Here is an 18520-nt window from a genome sequence, read left to right on the forward strand (position 1 = left end):
CCCGTAAAGATCCAGCTGACTGCCTCGAGCCTGAGGGCCGCCAATGAATCCGAGGTAGTGCGCCAGCACGAGCCCTACGGGTTCGGGGGCAGGTCCAGGGCGCGGCCGAGGGCGGCGGTGGCAGGGGCGGTGTATTCACGCAGGTGCAGGGTGGCCCAGGCGGCGGCTAGTTGGAGGAAGTCGATCAGGTCGCGCTCTGCGTCGGCAAGTAGGCGACGCAGGTCGGTGACGGGTAGCTCGATCACTGGGCTGTTGTCATGCTCGGCGTCGAGGGTCAATCGGACGATTTTGCCGTCTCGTTCAGCGAGCGGAGAGGGGTCGTGACCTAAGGACGCCCAGCCACGCCAGGGGTACGGCGTCGGCCGCCGGCACGAAGACGAGCCGTCAACGGTTGCGCTGCCAGCGGGCCAGGCTGCCGAAGAAGTAGGTCTCCAACTTCGCGCCCCGCTCCGGCGTGAGCAGGTCGCCAGGTCCCTTGCTTCATCGCGGCCGTCAGGGTGTCCCCGGCGAGCGCGTCGCGGTCCGCCATGGAGTCCTGGATGGTCGGCCGGTCATCGAGAGTGGGGTACACGGGGCGGTCCTTGGACGCGCACTTCTCGAAGATCTCGCCGTCCCTGATCATCCGCGTGAGGGCGGAACGGTGCGATGACCCGACCCCGTGTCGGAGAACCGCACCGCTCAGTGCCGACGGTCCCAGAACGGGGTGTCCCAGCGTTGTTCCCGGCGGTACTGTGCGGCCCTTGTCTCCAGGTACTCGGCGTGAACGGCTGACATACGGCGGGCGTAGGCCGTCATGGCATTGGCGTCACCGGCCCAGGCGGCCAGGATCGCCCGCGCCCCGACGAGGCCGGTGGCCAGTGCGGTGACGATCCCCCGGGCAGCTAGCGGGTCAGTGGCGGTGGCGGCGTCTCCCACCGCTACCCAGCCCGGGCCGGCCGCGGGAGTGGCGCAGGCCGAGCCGGCGGCGAGCACCCGCAGCCGCCGCGGCGGTCGCTCCCAGCCGGCGATCCGGTCCCGGATATGACCGGCATCCTGCGCCTGGGTCCACCACACGCCCGGGTCGAGCAGGCGTAGGCCGGCGAGGAGATCGGCATCGGTCATGGCCATGAGGATCCGCTCACCACCGGGTAGCGGGGCGGTGTACCACCAGCCCCAGCGAGTGGCCTGCACCAGCGACGTGCGGTCCAGGTGGGCGGGCTGCTTCCTTGGCGGGCCCAACAGCCCGGCGACCGCGATCAGGCGGTCGGAGCGGGTGCGTGCCGCGCCGACGCGACGAGCCAGCCGAGCGGCTCGGCCCGTGGCGTCCACCAGATAACCGGCCTCCAGTACACCGCCCTCGCCAGTGGTGATCTGCCAGTGGCTCCGATGCCGACGGGCGTCGCGGACATGTCCGGCGAGCCAGAGAGCACCACTGGCGCGGGTCGCTTCCAGGAGGGTGGCGTCGAACCGGGTGCGGTCCAGATGCCAGCCCTCGCCGTACGGACCGAGCTGGTGGTCCACCGCGGTGAGCGCATCCTGGCCCCAGGCGGCCTGGGTGCCGTAGCAGGGAGCGTGCCCAGCGCCGGCGAGCCCGTCGAGCACCCCCAGTCGTTCGAGAAGCGGGCGGGCGGTGGGAGCGAGACTCTCTCCCACCCGCCAGTCGGGGGAGCTCACCGGGGAAACGAGGACGACGCTCGCCCCTGCCCGGACGAGGGGCAGCGAGGCTGCACACCCGGCGGGGCCTGCGCCGGCGACGAGAACGTCGAAGCGCCGGCTCCTCCCACAGCCGCTCGGCCCGCCGCTGTCCAACGTGCCGCTCCCGCCTCTGCCCGGCCTACCCGGTCTCGTGGTCGGTCCGTTCCGTCTCCACCAGGATCACGTCGCCGTTCGGCACGGTCCGGGCGACGATGAACCCGAGAGTGCTCCACTTCTCGACCATCTCGTTCATACCTTTTTCGGCGTTTTCACCGTCGCCCACACCGCGGTCCCACTCCTGGAACACCCCGGCCGCCGCGTCTTGTACCAGCCCGTCGTGCGCCGGCTCGGGAAGGACCTCATCGGGGCGGGAGGCCGGCCACCAGTGGTCCATGCACATGTAGAAGTCGGCCTGCCAGGGCAGGGCCATGTACTTGGTGACATCTCCGGCGACCAGATCTTCGCGCAGCCGGAAGGGCGCTGCCCAAGTGGACTGCCGGTCAGCGATATACGTCATCTCGATGCCGGGGAAGAATCCGCCGCCGCTCGCCGTTTCCAGCGCGGCCCGCACCAGGGCGTGGGGCTGGTCGGCCGGCGCGAGAGCCTCGAACGGGAGCGGGGCGGGCACGCCCGTCCAGTCGGCCAGGAAGTCGCCGGCGGCCCAGCGCTGCATCCGCGCGTACTGGCCCGGCAACAGCGACAGCCACGTCCGTGGCTTGTTGGGCTCAGCGTCCCCGTCATCGCCGGACAGGACGGGCATGAACCCCGCGTTTGCCTGGCTGGTGTCGTCCACCAGTCCGGGCTTGCGCAACCTCTTGAAGACGATCTGACGCGCAGTGGCGTCGTCCGGGGCGTTCGAGGACAGCCGGGCGAGACGGCTCGGCGTGAGGAAGTTGCGTCGAGGGTCGCCGTGCATCTCTCGCGCTCTCTTGTTGACCCATGCGAACAAGACCGGGCGGGCGAGCAGCGGATAGATGTCGCGGGTGAAGGAGACCTCCGGCGGGGTGGGCAGTCCGCCCGACGTGCGGGCGACCTCCAACACGACGTCGTACAGGGTGACCAGACTCGGTACGACGGCGGCGTGATCGGGCGGGGCCACCACGCACCAGGCCGAGGTCACCGGGACCTGGCGCCCGTCCGGGCCCAGGCGCACGGTTGCGCTGACCGGGCCGTCGGAGACGTCGTCGTGCCAGCCGTCATTGTTGGCGTAGTGGCGGAGCGGATTGGCGGGCTGGACCGAAGCGGACGTGCCGAAGCCGCCGAGGACGAGCAGCCGACCGGCCTCGTCGGTGCGCAGTTCGCCCAGCGGTACCGGCGTGTCCAGGAAGGTCCCGGTGTCGAACCTGGCATCCGTGCCGTCCTGGGACGAACCGGTCACACTGCGCGGCCCCGGCCGGATGACCAACCGCGCCCGAGCGGCGGGATCAGCGGGATCGATGTGGTGGTTACGGCGGTCGGAGTCGGCGGTGGACTCATGGAAGCGCCCGGCGAACTTGAACCACTCAGCCTTGGCATTGGCCAGTTCGGCGGTCCAGACGATCTGCGCCTCGGCCGAGGTGAGCTCGCCCAGGACGGTGCCGGCCCGGTCATAGGCGTACACACGGAACCGGGCGGCCTGACGCTTGATCCGCCCGTCGGCGTCCTTGAAACCGCCGGACGGACTCGACGGGAGCCCGGGGGTCTCCGGGCCGATGAAGAAGCCGTCGGGGCTGTTGCCCACCCGGGCGATGCCGATCGTGGGATGGATCTCGCAGCGTGCGACGTTATCGAGATTCATGTCAGCTCCCGGTGAGGGTGAGAGGCTCGGGATCGAAAGGCCCGTGATGCTGCTCGGCTCAGCCGGGCGCGGAGCACATGACGACGTCCCGGAACGGCTCTCCTTCAGCCGGCCGGTGCTGTGCACCGCTCTCGTCCTTACGAGGTGCGGCAGCGCTGAGAGTTCGCTCGCCACCCGCTCGAGTCCGGCGATACGACCCAGCCGTGGAGGACGCATCCATCGTCCCCCCGATCGTGGGTGGTCGCAATCCAGTGGCAAGCCGCTGCAACCCGGTGCCGGCATGTGTTCCGAGGCGATGTCCGGGAGACGAGCGGCAACTGGTCGCTTCAGGTGAACCGCGCTGCGCGCCTGGCGCACCGCGGCGGACCGACCTGTTCTTCTGGGGCGGGTGAGCCGCGCCGAACGGCGACTGACGAGGAGGAAACATGCGCGTGACCAACCTCGGCAACGAATCCGCTCAGTACACCGCCGCCATTGAAGAACTGCGCCGGGCGGAGACCGAGATGATGCGCCAGCGCGAGCACGTCGCCGAACTGAGGCGACGCCTGCCCGAGGGCCCGGTCGTCGAGGACTATCCTTTCCACGAGGGGCCGGCCGACCTGGCAGCCGGGGACGATCCGGTGCGCGAGGTCCGGCTCAGCGAGCTGTTCTCCGGCCCTGACAGGCCGCTGATGCTCTACCACTTCATGTACGGCAAGGAACAGGACCGGCCCTGCGCCTCGTGCACGATGTCGATCGACGGCTTCCATTCGGTCGCCGACCGCCTGGCCGGCACCCTTGACTTCGCCGTCGTGGCCGCCGCCGAACTGCCCGCGCTGCGCGCGTACGCCAGGGAACGGGGCTGGACGGGTCTGCGGCTGCTCAGCGCGGCACCCAGCCGCTTCAAGTACGACCTGGGCAGCGAGGACTCCGCCGGTGGCCAGGACGCCACCTTGTCTGTGTTCACCCGCGACGAAGGCGGCGCGGTCCGCCACTACTACAGCACCCGTGTGCAGATGGCCGACGGCGACGGTCAGCAGGCCACCGACCTGCTAAGCCCCGTCTGGCACCTGCTCGACCTCACCCCGCAAGGCCGTGGCGACTGGTATCCCCGGCTCTCCTGGTGATGATCGGAGGGTGCCGCTGCGTCAGTGAGGTGTCAGTTCGCCGGTTTCGAAATACAGCTCGGTGCCGGCCTCGACCTCGACCGTGACATGCCCGCCGTTGACCGCAGCGACGGCGGCCGCTCGTTCACGTTCCCTGAGCTTCCCGCGGGGCTCGTCCGGACGACCGGTGACGGTGATCTCAATGCCATGGCGCAGCCGGTCGTCGGACACCTCCAGGCCCTGGACATCGGCCGTCATCAGGTGGTCGAACTCCTGACGGCTCGTGGGCTGGAAGGGGCCGGTGATCCAATGCGCTAGGAACCGCTCGGGCCCCTTGCCGAACAGCAGGTACGTCAACTCCTCCGGCTGTTGGTCGTCCGCGGTGAATTTATGGTGGTTGACCACGGTGGCCACCTCCACCACGACATCGGAGGCGATCTCGACAGGCGTCTCGGGGTGGGCTTCCGGCTGTTCGAAGTGGTTGCGGAACAGACTCCCGGTGAAGGACGTGCGGGCGGGCGGTTCGCCGGCCTCGCCGGGATAGAGGTCGGAAAGCGTGAACACCTCGGGGGCAAAGGTGTAGAGCCGGGCTTCCGGGTGCGCCTTGCGGTCGTTGCGATACGCGCGGTGGGCAGCCCCGAAGGCAGCTTGCACGATCGTCTGCTCGTTGTGCGGTGGTCCGGGCATCGACAGGTGGGAGAGGAAGGGGGTGTCCTCGCCCACCACCGCCATGCCGTGGAAGGCAGGGGCGTCGGGTTCCGGGTGTCCGCCTGTGTGGTGCATGTGGCCGCCGTGCTCGTCCATGGGTCTCCACCTCTTCGCTCGGACCCGCCGGGGGCTGCTGTAGATGGCGGCGGTTTGTGGATGAGAGCGCGGTCAAGGATCCCGTGTGTGGGGCACGACCGGCCCCGGTTGCGCGAGGAGCATCTAGCGCTCCTGAGCCCCTGTGTCAAGGATGTGACCAGCCGGGGCGTGACGCATCTTGGGAAGCTGGCCCGGTGCTGGGCGAGCAAGCGGTCGGCGGTTAGCTGGAGGCGTCGGCCATCTGCTGCTCGTGGTGGTGCTTGAGCGCGTCACGGGCCGCGAGGACATCGGCCGGGGCGAACTCGCTCCAGTACGCGTGCGAGACGATCGCCGTGGCGAGTTCGAGCTCCCGCGCTCGTAGCCGGGCGATCTCCGCCGCGTCCTGGGGATCCCAGCCGGGGGAGGCGGGGCGGGACGAGGGCCGCCAAGGCGTTCTCGTGCGTCTCCGACGCGTCCAGCGGTTCGGCCGACCACGGCACCCGCCGGTAGACCGTCTGCAGATCAGTGCGGACCTGACGGAGTTCGTCCTGAGCGTCTGTCAGCGAGGTCTACTTCCGACCGTTCCTAAAGACTGAGTGGGAGAAGCTCCTATAGATCGTCAAGCGGCTTGCTTGAACTGTTCGGCGGTGATGTGCGGGCGGGGCAGATGCTGGTAGACCTCGCGGGCGACGAACCGTTTCAAGCAGCGCATGATGTCCTTCTTGGTCATGCCTTCGGCGGTGCGTCTGGCGACGTACTCGCGGGTGCGCTGGTCGTGGCGCATGCGGACCAGCACGATCGTGTGCAGGGCCCGGTTGGCTTGGCGGTCGCCGCCCCGGTTGAGGCGGTGCCGGTTGGTGCGGCCGGAGGAGGCCGGCAGCGGGGCGGCACCGCACAGGTGGGCGAAGGACGCTTCCGAGCGCAGGCGGTATGGGTTGTCGCCGACGGTGGTCAGCAGCTGGCCCGCGCTCTCGGGGCCGACGCCGGGCAGAGCGATCAGCCGTGGTGCGGCCCGGGTGACCAGCGGGCCCAGGTCCACGTCGGCTTCGGTGATTTCCTCCTCCAGCCGCTGGCAGCGGCGGGCGAGCCGTCGCAGCGTGATCCTGACCGCGCAGTGCGGATCCGCGAGGTCGCCCGCGGGCCGGGACCGGGCCAGGGCGTCGATCAGCTCGCCGGTGGCCAGGCCGCGCAGCCTCTCGCGCACCGCGGCCGGTGCGGTGATGATGAGTGTGCGGATCTGGTTGATGGTCTGGGTGCGGGCCTTGATGGCCGAGCTGCGGGCCACCCGCAGGGTGCGGATGGCCTCCACGATCCCGTTGCGAGTCTTCGGAATGCCCGAGGCCCGGCCGGACAGCACGGCGGTCGCGGCGGCGTAGGCGTCCACCGGGTCGGACTTTCCGTTGTCCCGCCTGGCCTTGCGGTCGGGCCGGTCGACCTCGATGACGGTGACACCCTGTGTGGTCAGGAAACGGGCGATCTCGGCACCGTAGGCGCCGGTGCCCTCGATGCCCACTGCCAGAACCTCGCCATGCGAACGCAGCCAGTCGAGCAGGCTCTCATAGCCGGCGGGACCGGTCGGGAACGGCTCGGTGGCCAGGTGCCGGCCCACGGTGTCGATCACGGCCGCCTGGTGCAGGTCGGTGTGGGTGTCGATCCCGCCAATGACCGCTATCTCATCTGCTGCCATGCTGGATGTGCTGTCCTTCCGTACGACGCGTCAGGGAGGGCACGCGCCGGTCGGACGGACGGACAAGACAGTGATGGGACCTTTGGCCGGGCTCCTATGAGGTCACGAACGCCTGACCGGCACGCGCGCGGTGGCACCGCCCGACAGACCGACGGTTCTCCCGACAGACAGCCGAAGCGCCAGTGAGTCCTTGAGTCAGGCCTCCGAGCGGTGCCACCGCAATCATCACTGTGAGTCCTGGTGCCAGGACTCGTGCTCAGCCGAGCGCCCCGAACGGTGTTGGGCGTTCTGGTCGACCGCTTTCGCTCCGCGTCCGGGCGGCACGGATCGTGTCCGTGGTCCGGGGATGCGGGGGCGGTTTCCCTCGCGCCCTGGGGTGCCCGGTGGGGCCTGGACGGTCCGATGCCCCGCACGATCGCTCTGGTCGTGTGGGGGCGGTGCCGTCCGTCGCCGGATCGGGTGCTCCAGGGCGCGCCTGCCGATCGCCACGGCGGCTGCGTCGTGGCGGGTGGTCTTGCGTGTGGTGCTGGTGAGGGGCTTTTGCCAGTGCTGGGCGCCCCATCGGCTGGTGTAGGCCGGGTCCACGGCCACGATGGCCAAACCCTGTTCGGCGGCCATGGAGATGAGGCGGGCCCTGAGTTTGCTGGTGGGCATGCCGGAGATCAGCTGCCGGAACCGTGTGCGACGCCCGTGCTTCTCGCGGGTCTTTTCCGCGGTGAAGTCGAGGTTCTCGATGGCGATCGCGGCTACGCCGCGCTGCTGGGCCCAGTGCAGCAGGCGGGTGATCGCGTGCCGGACCTGGGCGTCGCGGTGGTCGGCGGTGCCGGTCAGGCCGAAGGAGAAGCGGTGCGGGTTGCCAACAGGGTTGCCGTGGACGTCGAGGTGGTAGGCGGCCAGGTGGCCGGCGTTGGTGTCCACGCCGATGAGGCCGTGGGCGCGGGCCGCGTCCAGCGGGATCGGCTCGACGGGCGCTGCCAGGACGCGGTGAGGTACCAGCGGCCCCGGCCGGTGTCGTAGTGGATGCGGTAGGCGACGGCCCGGTTCGCCTCCACGCGGTCGGCCCATTCGCTGCCCCGGTGCTTGAACTGCACGCGGCCGGTGAGCGTGTACCGGCCGTGCGGGGCGTTGGCATGTGTGGCGAGGGGTGCGGGCAGTTTGATGCTGATCTCGCCGTCGGGGCTGACGCGGATGGTCTCGTTGCCGAACCTCTTGCCGGACTCGCCGTCCGCGGCCAGGAACCAGCGTTCGGTCTGCCACCGCTGCCGCCACTGCACTTCGGTGAGACCGGCCGCCTCCAGGTGGTGGCGGGTGTTCAGCAGTGCTTTGCCGCCGCGGACGATGTGCACGCGCCCGGCCTCGCGGTCCGCCCGCGCCCGCTTGAGCCGGTCACTGAGCACGTGCAGGCGGCGGGACTTCGCCAACCACTCCCGCCTGCTGCCATAGCCGCACGGCGCTTGTTTGCTGCCCTTCGCTCCGAGGGGCTGGGACAGCCGGTGCGTGATGGTGCGCACACCCGCCTCCAGGCTCTGGATGTGCGCGAGCTGACCACGGCGGGCCAGCGCCCACTGGTCGTTGCCGGCCTTCGTGATCGACCCGGCCCAGCGCGAGGACGACTGGCCGGTGAGGATGCGCTTGCGCTCAGCCCATTGCCTGCTGCCGTGGTCCGGCCCGGCCTGGCAACGGGCTTTGAGATCACGAGAGGCCAGCGTTCCGAGATGCTCCCCGACCAGACGCAGAACCTTCTCGTCCGCGGCGGTCAGGCCCTTGAGCCGGTCACGAACCGCGACCCCGGCCGGGCCGGGCACCACGAACGACGGCCCCACCTCCCGCAGCCCGCCCACCCCACAACCTCCCTGCCGTGGACTGAAGATCCTGCCATCACATCCAACGACCGCTACCCGGCAAGGTCACGCACTCGACGGACGAACCTCCGTTCCCCCGCGAGCATCACGATCTCCGCGGACAAGGCGCCCACGCGCACGCCAGAACACACTCATACACAGTCACTGAGCAGCAGCTCCCAACCCCTCGCCTGGGCCCTGACCCTCAGCGGCCGCGGGTACGACGAGGACATGGGCGAGTCCGTCTTCGACAACCCCAAATGGGCGACTCGGAGCGCGCCCTCGCGCTCATGGACACCCATGACGAGGAAACCCGCCAATACGCGTGGCCTGCTATCGCCGAGGAAGCCACAGAGCTCGCCATCGACGTGGTGAAACGGATGGCCGGTGTTGACCGCTGCTGTGTGGCCCTGGGCCGTATCGTCCGATCACTTACCGCTTCGGGTGACAAGGAGGACCGAGCATGGGCAGCGCACCTACTGGAGTTCGCCGTGGCGGACGCCGACGCGGCCGAGGCAGAGGCACAGCGCCATGACGCGGCGAATGCCGAGACGGCCCGTCAATGGCGAGAGGCAGCCTTTTCCGCACAGGCGGCGGTCGCCCAAGCTCGGATCGCTCTCGGCGACCACGAGGCGGCCGAACGCTGGCTGATCAAGGCCGCACCCCAACTCGCTTCCGATCCCGAGTTGTTGATCCATCGCGACCGATGTGAGGCCTTGGCAGCCGTGCAAATCGGTGTTGGCCGCTATGACGAGGCCGAGGAACCCATCGAGGATATGGTCCGGTCCGATATCCGGGACCAGTCGCGACTGGCCCTCGTCAAGGTGTACCTCGGCATCGGCGAGTTGGAGCGGGCCGCCGTGCAGGCCCAATATGTCGACCCATCCAGCGACGAGGCTGTCGAGGCGTACATCCTCATGGCCGAGCACGCCGAATGGCCAGACGCCTGCCGTTGGCTCTGTCTCGCGCTGCACCACGGAGAGTGGACGAGAGCCCTGCCCACCCTTCTCTGGGCTGAGCCCACGACCGCACAGCAGGCCATCGACGCTTGCCGTTTTCTTGGCCGGGTCGGTGCCTTGGCTGGTCAGGGGGATGGTGGCGGACGTCTTGATGCTCTGGCTGTCGATCAGGCAGGCGCTGGGCTGGCTCGAGCGGCCCTCGGCTTGTGGGCCTGGTGGAGGAGGGTGTGGCGCTGACCGAGAGGGCGCTGGCTGAGACTGACTCGTCGAAGTCGTGCGGAACGGAGGCCTGTTCGAGGCCGAGCACCCGCGAGGCACGGGATGGCGTGGTGCCAGCCGTCCCGGGTGAGGGCTTCGGCGAGCAGGGCTCTGGCGCGGGGCAACTGAACGGCCATATGCAGGCGGCAGCCTGGCGATCCGCCGGGAAAGCGGCTTATGTAGAAATCTGTAGGCCGGTGATACGCCGGTTTCCTTGACAGAACTCGTATCGGTGGGGATCTGAGCGTGCGGCGGCTGGGGTTCGGGGCCATGCACTTGCCGACGGGGCCGGGTCCGGCCCGTGAGACGTCTGTCGCGGTTGCCCGGCGGGCTGTCGAGCTGGGTATCACGGTGATCGATACCGCGTATCTGTATGGCGGGGGAGCAGGCGAGGAGTTCCTGGCTGAGGCCCTGCACCCCTACCCGGAGGGACTGCTGATCACCACCAAGGTCGGCGTTGCCCGATCGGGCGCCTCGGGTGAGTGGAAGCTCGACGGGCGGCCGGCCATTGTGCGCGCTCAGGTCGAGCAGGCACTGCGGCGACTGCGCGTCGAGCGGATCGAGCTGCTTCAGCTGTCGGTGATGATCGCGGTTCCGGAGACCCCTCCGTTCGCACCGTTTCTCGGCGGCCTTGCCGTCCGTGACCTGCCCCTGCGAGGCATGTTGGTGCCGGCCGACGGGATGGTGCTGCTCGATGTCCTCGGCCAGAACCACGACGAGGAGCTGTGGGGCGACCCGCACGCCTTCCGTCCCAAACGGTTCCTCGAACGCGCAGTCGATCCTGACGAACTGATTCCCCACAGTGGTGGTGAGCCGAACACCGGGCACCGCTGCCCCGGGAGGGGCTCACCGTCGGGCTGCTCGAAGCCCTCGCGCTCCGTCTGGCCGGCCTCGGCTTCACCGTCCCCGACCAGGACCTCAGGATCTCCCTGCGGCGGATCCCCGCCCGGGTACGCAGCGGCTTCGCCGTACGGGCCGTGTGTGTGCCGAGTGAGTGCGCGCTGAGGACCGTATGAGCCTTGCGGTCGCGGAACGTGGAGGCGGTACGCCTCCGGTGAGGTCGTCCCCGAGGAGGCGGGTGTGACGTGACGGCTTGAGCAGACCCGTCAGGGTCGGTGCTGTGCTGCGTACAGTCGCAGTCGCGGGCGTCATGGCATGGCGAGGAACGGCGGGAACGCCGTTTTCGCGAGGCTGCCTTTCGTCACCCTCACCACGGTCTTCACAGCGCCGATCACACCCTTGGGCAGGGAGAGGGTGAGGAGATACAGACCCGGTTCCACATGGGTGAAGCCGAACCAGCCCGAGCCGTCGCTGAGCCGGGTGGTCTTTTGGCCGCCGCCGGTGAGCGGGGCGAGCGTCACCGGTACTTGGTCCAGCGGGCCGCCGCTGCGGAGCAGGAGCCTGCCGGTCACGTGCCCGTCCCGGGGTGCCGTCTTCCACGGCATGCCGGGCACCGCCGCCTCGTTGCTGAACGGCGCGTCCTCGCCCCGCGTCAGCGCCTGCACCAGCTTGGCACGCTCGGCCGCCAGGCCGTTGGCCGCCACGTCCTTGCTGGGGGCGGCGTACGAGTAGCCGCTCCAGCCGGCCGCGGTGTTGCCTGCCGCGCTGGGTCTCAGCGCCTCTCTGACCTGGCTGAGCGAGTCCGCGACGCCGTTCAGGTACAGCGCGGGTCCGTTGACCGCCTGCCGCTGGCCCTGGTGGTCGGCCAGGAACTCGGACCACTCGGAGAACATCCGCGCCTGGTCCGGATTCCAGTTGCGCTTGTAGTTCATGGTCACGGCGGTGTCCATGATGCCCTCGTCCAACCATCCCGCCCAGTCCTGAAGGACTTCGGTGTACGTGCGTGTGGCCCGCCAGCCGCCGACCGCCTGCGGCCCGTGTCCGTAGGTGATGGCGTCCATCGACAGGCGGGCTTGCGGGTCGACCTCCCAGACTCCGAGGTAGATCCTGCGCACCAGCTGGGTGACCTGGCTGCGCCGCCAGTCGCTCCAGGCGGTGTCGGACGCAAGGGGTACGTCCGTCCGGCCCGTGGCCTGCTGGAAGCGGGCGACGGACACGGCGTTGTAGCCCCAGTCGCTGTGGGTGGTGGTGGAACTGCCGTCCGGGTAGCGGACGTAGTCGAGGTTGACGCCGTCCACGTCGTAGTTGCGCACGATGCTCTGGATGCCGCGGACGATGTAGTCGACGGCCGCCGGATGGCCGGGGTCTACATAGGCGTTGGCACCCACCAGTTCCTGGCCGTCGGCCTTCTTGTTGAGCCAGCGGTCGGCTCCGGTGGCGTTTGGGCCGTGCTGGTTGAAGACGTGGTCCGGGGGGCGGGGCGGGGTGCTGCTGTTCCACATGGTGTTGACGTTGACCCAGGCGTGCACCTGCAGTCCGGCCGCGTGTCCCTGTCGGACCACTTCCGCCAGCGGGTCGTAGGGCTCCGGGGCGATCGCGGCGTCGGTGCGCGGGTACAGGGCGTTGTTGCAGAAGCAGTCGTACCGCCGGGCCGTCTGCACGATCAGGACGTTGGCGTTGACGTCCAACGCGTCCTCGACCAGGGCCGTGACCTGTGCGGGTGTGTAGATGCCCGGGTTGAACGCGTCCACCCAGTAGCTGCGCCACTGGGCCGGCGCCGCCGCGCCGTCGTCGGCACGTGCGTGGGCGGGCGGCGAGGTGATCGCACCGAGGAGCAGGCCGAGGCCCGCCGCCAGGGTCGTGAGTACGCGAGGCAAACGCATGTCGAGGTGTCCCCCCCCGTGGAGTTCGTCGGCTGCGGGCGTACGTCGTGGGAAGGCGGTAGGCCCTGGCTGGCTCTAGGCGAACGTGGCTCCCCAGGTGGCCGGCCCGACGACGCCGTCCACGCTCAGACCCCGGCTCGACTGGAAGCTGCGGCAGGCGGAGTCGGATCCCGGCCCGTACTGGCCGTCCACGGCGAGGGAGTAACCGTGCGCGCTGTTCATCCGGTACTGCCAGGTCGCCACGCTGGCGTGCACGAAGGTCGGCGGCTGGCGGAAACTGACGCCGGGGTAGGGCAGGGGGCCGCCGCCGGGGTTGACCTCGCCGCTGAGCACCCTGGCGTACAGGTTGCCCGGGCATGCGGTCGCGTGGTGGTCCCGGTGGCCGGTGATGGCCCGCGCGGCGCCGCCCGACACCCGCAGGCGGTTGATGCCGTGGCGGACGGCGTCGATGAGCCCGGCGGTGATGGTGTCGTAGCTGCTGCTGGAGCCGCCGGTCAGCGCACAGACCGCGTACCAGTCGTCGTTGCCCTGCGTGGTGCCCTGGGCGGCGGTGCGGACGTGCTCGCCGCGGCCTTGGAAGAGGTAGCCGTGGACGCAGGCGAGGTGGCTGTAGGCGATGTCCGACCAGCCGTTGGAGTCCATGTGGAAGTTCTGGATGCCCCGCACCTGGGCGGCGCAGTCGGCGTGATTGGCCTTGGCCACCTTCACGGCGTCGACGTGATGGACGACCACGCCGCCCTGGGCTGGGGTGATGTTGTTGCTGACGCTCCTGGGCGCCCTGGCGCCCCATTGGGAGCGGGTGACGAACGTGGCCATCAGCTCCGCCCTCCCCGGTCCAGGGCGCAGTTGACGGCGGCGTTCAGGGGTTCGGCGTGGGCGCCGCGCGCGGCTTCGGGGCCGTGGACGGCGCCGGGGTGGCGGGAGTGCGTGACGATGGGGAGTTCACGGCGTCCCGGCGGGAGGGGGGTGCCCGCACGCGCGGGTCCGGAGCATATGGCGGGCAGCGCGAACGCACCGGCGGCTGCCGCCAGCAGCGTCGTGCGGCGAGACGGGCCGTGGGTCAACGGTCCTCCAAGGGGTGGGGAGGTACGAGCAATTGTCGAGACATTGACAGGTTCCAGTCAAGACAGCGGTAGTCGTCCGACGTACCGGCGTGGAAGCTGTTCCGCTCTTGGTGGCCGTGGATCGATGTGCGCAGTGTCAGAGGCTGATGGCAGCATCAGCCGCCATGAATGTCACCCGGACCACCCCGCCGCGACCGCTCGATGTCGCTGCGGTGTTCCGTCGACTGGCGCCGCTGGCCCGTAGGGCGACCCGGTTGCACCGACGCCCCGGTACTCCTTCACCGTGCGACAGTTCAATCGGCGGGCCGCTGTTGTGGCCCGCCGGCGAGCAGTGGCCGTACTGCGACGGCCCGCACGCCCTGGACGGGCTGAAGCCGGCCCTGTCCCTGGAGGACGTGCGACGGGAACGCTGGATCCGTGCTGCCGCGCACGGCAGGGGCATGACCCCGCAGGAGCGGGAGACCCTCGCCCGGATCCGTCCCCCGAGGAAGTACCCGACAAGGAGGTCGCCGGGCCCTCACCCGTACGAGGGCCCGGTAGCGATGCTGCCGTTGGCGCAGCTGTACGCGTCCGACATACCCGGTCTGCCCGCGCTCGCGGGGACAGAAGTGCTCCAGGCGCTGTGGTGCCCATTCGACCGTTCCTATTCAGTGAGCGGGAGTGAGTTGTGGACCCACGCCTGCGCATCTGGCGCATCCCGAACGGTTTTGGATGCACTGGTCGCCCGCTTTCGCTCCGCGTCCGGCGACACGCATCCTGTGCGTGGTCCGGGAATGCGGGGGCGGGTTTCCTCACGCCCGCGGGATCCGTGTCCGGCCTGGGTGGTCCGATGCCCGCGACGATCGCTCCGGTCGTCGCGGGGCGGTGCCGTCCGTCGCCTGATCGGGTGCCCGAGGGCGCGTCTTGCGATGGCCACCGCGGCGGCGTCGTGCCGCGTGGTGGCCCGCTTGGAGCTGGCCAGGGGCTTGCGCCAGTGCTGGGCGCCCCACTTGCTGGTGTAGGCGGGATCGACCGCGACGACGCAGATGCCCAGTTCGGCGGCCATCGACACCAGCCGGGCCCGCAGTCTGGCTGTGGGCATGCCCGAGATCAGCTTGCGAAACCGCTTGTGCCGTCCGTGCTTCTCACGGGTCTTCTCCGCGGCGAAGTCGAGGTCCTCAACGGCGACGGCCAGGCGGTGACGCTTCGCGAAGTGCAGCAGCCGGATCAGGGCGTGCCGGATCTGGGCGTCGCGGTGCGCGGCGGTACCGGACAGGTCGTAGCCGAACCGCAGCGGCGCGCCGACCGGGTTGCCGTGCTGGTCCAGGCGCCAGGCGGCGAAATGGTCGGCGTTGGTGTCGATCCCGATCAGCCCCTTGGTGCGTGCCGCCGCCAGCGGCACCGGTGGCACCGGTGGGATGGTCCAGGAGGCGGTGAGATACCAGCGGCCGCGGAGCACGTCTTCGTGGATGCGGTACGCCACGGCCCGGTTCGCGGTGATGCGGTCGCGCCACTGCTCGCCCCGGTGCGCGAACCGCACGCGCGCCGTGAGCACGTACCGGCCGTGCGGCGCGTTGGCCAGATGGACCAGCGGCACGGGAAGCTTGATGCTCACCTCACCCTCCGGTGTCACCCGGATGGTCTCGTTGCCGTACCGCTTGCCCGACTCCCCGTCGGCCTTGAGGAACCGCCGCCCGGCCTCCCAGCGGGCCCGCCACCCGGCCTCACTGAGCCCGGCCGCGTCCAAGTGGTGGCGGGTGTTCAGCAGCTGCTTCCCACCGCGCACCACACGCACGACGCCGGCCTGCCGGTCGGCACGCGCCGCCTCAAGCCGGTCCTGAAGCACCCGCAGACGGCGGGACTTCGCATGCCACTCCCGCCGCGAACAATAACCCCCGGGCGCGTGCCTGCCCGCCTTCTCCCCCAGAGGCTGCGACAACCGGCACGCGACCGTCCGGACACCGGCCTCAAGCCCCTGGATGTGCCCGAGCTGGGCGCGGCGGGCCAGCCCCCACTGATCGTGCGTGGCCTTCGTGATCGACCCCGCCCACCGCGACGACGACTCCCCCGTCACAACCCGCTTGCGCTCCGCCCACGCCTGCCCGTCGTGATCCAGCCCCGCCGCACACCGCGCCCGCAGATCACGCGAGGCAAGCGAGCCGAGATGGTCACCGACCAGGCGCAGCACCCGCTCGTCAGCAGCGGTCAGCTCCTTGAGCCGGTCCCGGACCGCCACCCCGGACGGGCCGGGCACCACGAACGGCACCGCCACTTCCCGCAGACCATCCAACCCCACCATCCCCGCCCACAGACCGACGCTCTCCCCAACACACCCAACGACCACCACCCACAAAAGGTCACCCATTCGACGAAGGAACTCCCGTTCCCCACCCAGGCACGACAGCCCTCAATACCCGATCACGCGCACTCACACACGCCCAAGCAGACTCCTGCACAGCCATCCCGCAACAGTTCACAACCCCTGGCCCGCCTGGCACCGCACGGTAGCTACCTGTCCGTCCCCCATGGCGACCATCTCCTCGGCAACGCCCGCCCCGACTGGCTGCCCCACCTCAGGGACTACATGGCCCGCACCCTGACGGAAACACCAGCATGAAGCGCTCCACCGGCAAGACCCTCCTCATCACCGGCGGCACCAGCGGCATGGGCCTGGCGACCGCACATCGCCTTGTCACCGAAGGCGCCCACGTCATCGTCACCGGCCGCACCCCGCGCACGGATTGACGCCGCCGTGAGGCAGATCGGCCCCGGCGCCTCGGGATCGTGGCCGACGCCGCTGACCTCGGCGCAGTGGACGCGCTGATGCAGACCGTCCGTGACCGTCACGGCCAACTGGACGGCCTGTTCGCGAATGTCGGCACTGGCACAACCGCGGCCGCCACGGCGGCCGGCCACCGGCATTCGACCGGCAGATCTACCGTCAGCGCGTCTGTGGCTGCGGGAGCGGGGTCCAAAAGAGACTTCGGCCGGAGGTGAATCCTTTTCGGATCTCCGCGCCTCTTGTCTGTGTACCGGCCGAACGGGCCGGCAGAACTGGGAGGAACCACCAATGATGGTCACTGGCCTCGTAGTGATCGGAGCCCTGCTCGTGGGTGCGTGCAGCTGGCACCTGATGCGGCGCTACAAGAGCCGAAGCTGACCAGTACCTGCCCGTAGGGCGCCTTCCGGGTAGGAGTCTTTAGATGAACCAACGCTTCACATGGCCGGACGAGCGGCTGATCAAGGCCGCTCAGGACGGTGACGTCACGTCGCTCACCACCGTCGTCATGGAATCGCAGCCTCATGTACGCAGGTTCGCCATGTCGCTGTGCTCCTCACCGCAGGACGCGGAGGACGCGGCGCAGGAGGCGCTGATCATCCTCTACCGGAAGATCGGCACCTTGCGGGCCGCTGGCGCGCTTGCCTCATGGATGTTCCGGATCGTGCGCAACGAATGCCTCCGGCAGGTACGGCTGCTCGTCTCACGGAGCGACGAGGCGACAGCCGAAGCGGAGGCGACTGCGGAACCGTCCGCCGAGGACGCGGTGCTGCACAGGCTGGAGGCGGAGCGGGTCGCGGCTGCGGTCAGTGTCCTTCCCCGTGACCAGCGGCAGGTCCTGATCATGCGGGACGTACAGGGCTTGCCCGGCAAGACCGTCGCCGATTCGCTCGGTCTGAGCAACGCCGCGATGAAGTCGCGGCTGCACAGAGCACGCGCAGCACTGCGTCACTCTCTGGCAGTGACGGACCAACCAGTCGGTCAAGTCGCCGATCAGGCGCGCGATCAAGCTATCGACCCACCAGTCGGAGGAGTCTCACGACCGTGAACGTCGCGACCACAGTGAAGCCCGCGCAGAAAGCGAAGGCCCAGGCTGCCGCGCCCGAGATGAACTTCGCCAGCAAGTCCGTCCCGCGCCATCTGGCGCGCGGCGCCGCTGGCTTCGGGCTGATCATCGGCTCGATCGCCCTGGTGCCCGTCGCCGGCCCCGCCACCCTGCTTGCGGCCCCGTTGGCCCTGATTGCCTTCCGCGGCTGCCCTACCTGCTGGATGGTCGGCCTGGCACAGACCATCGCCCTCGGCCGTCTGGAGCGCCGGTGCGTGGACGGCGTTTGCACCCTCACCAAGGCGTACACGGCGGCGAAGGCCACAGACAGCCGACAGCCGACAGCAGGGATCAGCACCCGACAACAACCCGAAGAGATCAGTAACTCCTCGGTCAGCGCTACGGCTTGACAACATCATTAGGAAGTGAGTTCGGTCGGGAGGACGGTGTCGTCGGTTTCTGACTCGATCGGGTGGAGGCGGGCCTTGGCGAGCAGGTCGAGTCCCATGTATCGGCGGGCCTCGGTCCATTCGTCGTTCTGCTCGGCCAGCACCGCGCCGACCAGGCGGATCAGGGCGGGGCGGTCGGGGAAGATGCCGACCCCGGAAGCCAGGCCTGGCTGGAGTCCTGTGGCGGAACATGCTCGCCACCACCTCCAGCCGCACCAACTACTACGCCACCAGCGCGCAGCTGCAGTCCATGCTCGTCGTCACCCACAGCTGGACGCCGTGAAACCCTCTCTGAACCCCGTGAGGCGCGACTCCCGACGCCGCTCGCCGCCGGTCGCGGACCGGCCACGGTCCGCGACCGCCGGCCGCGAACTCGCCGAGGGCCGGCGGGGGACCTACCGTCGAAAGAGGACGGCG

13 protein-coding genes and 4 pseudogenes are annotated in these 18520 nt (G+C 69.7%); 6 read left to right on the forward strand and 11 right to left on the reverse strand.

Annotated elements, in window-relative coordinates:
- Window positions 1–74: 74 nt before the first annotated feature.
- The 3 genes from OHT76_RS43360 to OHT76_RS43370 form a co-directional block, all read right to left on the reverse strand.
- A complete protein-coding gene (locus OHT76_RS43360) occupies window positions 75–245 on the reverse strand; it encodes a hypothetical protein (RefSeq protein ID WP_328876348.1) in 171 nt (56 codons plus the stop codon).
- A 433-nt stretch (window positions 246–678) separates the two neighbouring features.
- Entirely contained in the window at window positions 679–1788 is a 1110-nt protein-coding gene (locus OHT76_RS43365) for an NAD(P)/FAD-dependent oxidoreductase (protein ID WP_328876349.1), read from the reverse strand.
- A 25-nt stretch (window positions 1789–1813) separates the two neighbouring features.
- A complete protein-coding gene (locus OHT76_RS43370; protein ID WP_328876350.1) occupies window positions 1814–3451 on the reverse strand; it encodes a LodA/GoxA family CTQ-dependent oxidase in 1638 nt (545 codons plus the stop codon).
- Between the two features lie 425 nt (window positions 3452–3876).
- On the opposite strand from OHT76_RS43370, the gene OHT76_RS43375 reads away from it, so the two are divergent.
- Complete coding sequence (locus OHT76_RS43375) at window positions 3877–4557, forward strand: DUF899 family protein (protein ID WP_328876351.1); 681 nt, start codon at window positions 3877–3879, stop codon at window positions 4555–4557.
- Between the two features lie 21 nt (window positions 4558–4578).
- Here OHT76_RS43375 and OHT76_RS43380 read toward each other — a convergent pair whose 3' ends face one another.
- From OHT76_RS43380 to OHT76_RS43395, 4 genes and pseudogenes are all read right to left on the reverse strand, one after another.
- Entirely contained in the window at window positions 4579–5340 is a 762-nt protein-coding gene (locus OHT76_RS43380; RefSeq protein ID WP_328876352.1) for a hypothetical protein, read from the reverse strand.
- A gap of 598 nt (window positions 5341–5938) precedes the next feature.
- Entirely contained in the window at window positions 5939–7006 is a 1068-nt protein-coding gene (locus OHT76_RS43385; protein WP_328876025.1) for an IS110 family transposase, read from the reverse strand.
- Between the two features lie 225 nt (window positions 7007–7231).
- Window positions 7232–8847 (reverse strand): annotated as a pseudogene (locus tag OHT76_RS43390) (IS200/IS605 family accessory protein TnpB-related protein).
- A 1055-nt stretch (window positions 8848–9902) separates the two neighbouring features.
- A pseudogene (locus OHT76_RS43395) lies at window positions 9903–10007 on the reverse strand (IS5/IS1182 family transposase); the annotation flags it as partial.
- Window positions 10008–10310: 303 nt separating this feature from the next.
- Between OHT76_RS43395 and OHT76_RS44285 the strand changes: the two are divergent.
- Both OHT76_RS44285 and OHT76_RS44290 read left to right on the forward strand, forming a co-directional pair.
- A pseudogene (locus OHT76_RS44285) lies at window positions 10311–10724 on the forward strand (aldo/keto reductase); the annotation flags it as partial.
- Window positions 10725–10745: 21 nt separating this feature from the next.
- Window positions 10746–11069, forward strand: a complete 324-nt coding sequence (locus tag OHT76_RS44290; protein WP_443049956.1) for a cytochrome P450 — start codon at window positions 10746–10748, stop codon at window positions 11067–11069.
- 143 nt (window positions 11070–11212) lie between these two features.
- On the opposite strand, the gene OHT76_RS43405 is transcribed toward OHT76_RS44290, so the two are convergent.
- The 3 genes from OHT76_RS43405 to OHT76_RS43415 all read right to left on the reverse strand — a co-directional run bounded on the left by OHT76_RS43405 (window position 11213) and on the right by OHT76_RS43415 (window position 16120).
- Entirely contained in the window at window positions 11213–12787 is a 1575-nt protein-coding gene (locus OHT76_RS43405) for a family 10 glycosylhydrolase (RefSeq protein WP_328876354.1), read from the reverse strand.
- Window positions 12788–12862: 75 nt separating this feature from the next.
- Window positions 12863–13603, reverse strand: a complete 741-nt coding sequence (locus tag OHT76_RS43410; protein ID WP_328876355.1) for a peptidoglycan recognition protein family protein — start codon at window positions 13601–13603, stop codon at window positions 12863–12865.
- Window positions 13604–14494: 891 nt separating this feature from the next.
- A complete protein-coding gene (locus tag OHT76_RS43415; RefSeq protein ID WP_328876356.1) occupies window positions 14495–16120 on the reverse strand; it encodes a transposase in 1626 nt (541 codons plus the stop codon).
- A 323-nt stretch (window positions 16121–16443) separates the two neighbouring features.
- Between OHT76_RS43415 and OHT76_RS43420 the strand changes: the two genes are divergently transcribed.
- The 3 genes from OHT76_RS43420 (at window position 16444) to OHT76_RS43430 (ending at window position 18064) form a co-directional block, all read left to right on the forward strand.
- A complete protein-coding gene (locus OHT76_RS43420) occupies window positions 16444–16575 on the forward strand; it encodes an SDR family NAD(P)-dependent oxidoreductase (protein WP_328876357.1) in 132 nt (43 codons plus the stop codon).
- 458 nt (window positions 16576–17033) lie between these two features.
- Window positions 17034–17657, forward strand: a complete 624-nt coding sequence (locus OHT76_RS43425) for an RNA polymerase sigma factor (RefSeq protein WP_328876358.1) — start codon at window positions 17034–17036, stop codon at window positions 17655–17657.
- Entirely contained in the window at window positions 17654–18064 is a 411-nt protein-coding gene (locus tag OHT76_RS43430) for a hypothetical protein (RefSeq protein WP_443049901.1), read from the forward strand. Before OHT76_RS43425 ends, OHT76_RS43430 begins: the two co-directional genes overlap by 4 nt.
- 8 nt (window positions 18065–18072) lie before the next feature.
- Here the strand turns inward: OHT76_RS43430 and OHT76_RS43435 are convergent.
- Window positions 18073–18255: pseudogene (locus OHT76_RS43435) on the reverse strand (transposase); the annotation flags it as partial.
- Window positions 18256–18520 lie beyond the last annotated feature (265 nt).

This window comes from Streptomyces sp. NBC_00287 (assembly GCF_036173105.1).
Lineage (GTDB): Bacteria > Actinomycetota > Actinomycetes > Streptomycetales > Streptomycetaceae > Streptomyces.